The sequence below is a fragment of the Micromonospora sp. NPDC051296 genome, assembly GCF_040682255.1.
In the GTDB taxonomy this organism is placed as follows: domain Bacteria; phylum Actinomycetota; class Actinomycetes; order Mycobacteriales; family Micromonosporaceae; genus Micromonospora; species Micromonospora craterilacus.
Genome location: NZ_JBFBAO010000650.1, coordinates 1 through 1,567, shown reverse-complemented (window position 1 = coordinate 1,567; position 1,567 = coordinate 1). Strand labels below are relative to the sequence as shown.

Genomic DNA, 1,567 nt, shown 5'->3' with positions numbered 1-1,567 from the left:
GTCCGCCACGGTGGCCCGCTCGAACGGCGGCAGCGGGCAGCCGGCGCTGCACGTCACCGCGCCGGACAGGAGGGTGGCGAGGCTGCCGAAGGTGATTCGCGTCCGATATATTCGGGGCGTGGACACACCGCTGCGCGAACCCACCTTCCTCATCCTCACCGCGCTCGCCCGCGAGCCGATGCACGGCTACGCGATCATCGGCGAGGTCGCCGCCCTCTCCGAGGGACGGCTCTCCCTGCGCCCCGGCACCCTCTACGGCGCGCTGGACCGGCTCACCGACGCCGGCCTGGTGGAACTCGACCGCGAGGAGACCGTCGACGGGCGGCTGCGCCGCTACTACCGCCTCTCCCCCGCCGGGGACGCCACGCTCGCCGCCGAGACCGAACGGCTGCGGCGCAACGTCGAGGCGGCGACCGCGCGGTTGCGCGCCCGCCGGGTGCAGCCGCTGGCCCCGCGTACCGCCGGGGGGCTGGCGTGAGCGGGCTGGAGCGCCGCTACCGGCAGCTGCTGCGGGCGTACCCGGCGGACTACCGCCGCGACCGCGGCGACGAGATCGTCGGGACGTACCTCGACCTGGCTGGCCCGGAACGCCGCTGGCCCTCCCTCGCGGACGCCGCCGACCTCGTGCGCGGCGGCCTCCGCCAGCGGCTGCGGGCCGCCGGCGCCACCGACCTGATCCCCGGGGTACGCCTCGCCGGGCTGCTCGCGCTGACCACCGCCACCTTCCTGGCCGGTCACTGGGCGGTCGTCGAGCAGCAGGCGCTGCCCACCGAGTGGGGTGTACCGAGCTTCGGGCCATTCCTCTCGGCGGGCGTCGTCGCGTGGGTCGTCTGGCTGGTCGCCGCGCTGCTCGCGCTCGTCGCACCGGGCCGACCCACTCGGACGGCGATCGCCGTGGCAGTGCTGGCGACCGCGGCGATGGCGGCGGTAAGCCTGGTCGCTGGCACCGCCCGGCCGCCGTTGTTGGTGCTGGTCCCGCAGGTCACCCTCGGCGTGCTGGCGCTCACGGTGGACAACCACCTGCCGCCGCCAGCCCGAGCCCTGCCGATAACGGCAGCAGTCGGCGGAGGCACGCTCGCGTACGCGACCGTGCCCAGCTCGTACTGGGGCCCGTACCGGGGCAGCGCCGAACAGCTCCTGCCGGCGGCCGGCGCGGTGCTGCTGGCGGTCGCACTACTGCTCGCCGTCGGGCTGCCCATGCTGCGGGACGGGCGGGGCCGCTGGGCCGTGGTGGCCCTGCTCACCCCGGTCGGCCTGCTCAACGTGCACCTTCTGGCCGGCGCGGTGGACGGCCTCGCCAGCGGTGCCCCGCGCCCGACCTACCCGACCCTGGTCGCCGCCGCCCTCGCCGTCGGCCTGCTCGGGCCGGCCCTGCTGCCGGCCGCCGTCGCCCTAGACCATCGGCGCGGCCGCAACGGGCGCCCGCCGGGCTCTGGCGCCCCCGAGCCGGCGGCTGGTGCCGGGCCGGCCGGGCCCTGCCCGACCTGCTGGCGCCCGCGCGATCTTCTACGGCATCCTGGCCGGCTGCGAACCGGCCGTCTACGGCGATCCGATGCAGTTGGCCGGG

The 1,567-nt window shown here is 76.7% G+C and carries 2 protein-coding genes; both read left to right on the top strand.

The annotated features are described in order from the left end of the window. Positions 1-118: 118 nt before the first annotated feature. Entirely contained in the window at positions 119-478 is a 360-nt protein-coding gene (locus AB0M52_RS33840; protein ID WP_363961956.1) for a PadR family transcriptional regulator, read from the top strand. Then, positions 475-1,567, top strand: a 1,093-nt coding sequence (locus AB0M52_RS33835) for a hypothetical protein (protein ID WP_363961958.1), incomplete at its 3' end; no start/stop codon positions are given. The genes AB0M52_RS33840 and AB0M52_RS33835, both read left to right, overlap by 4 nt.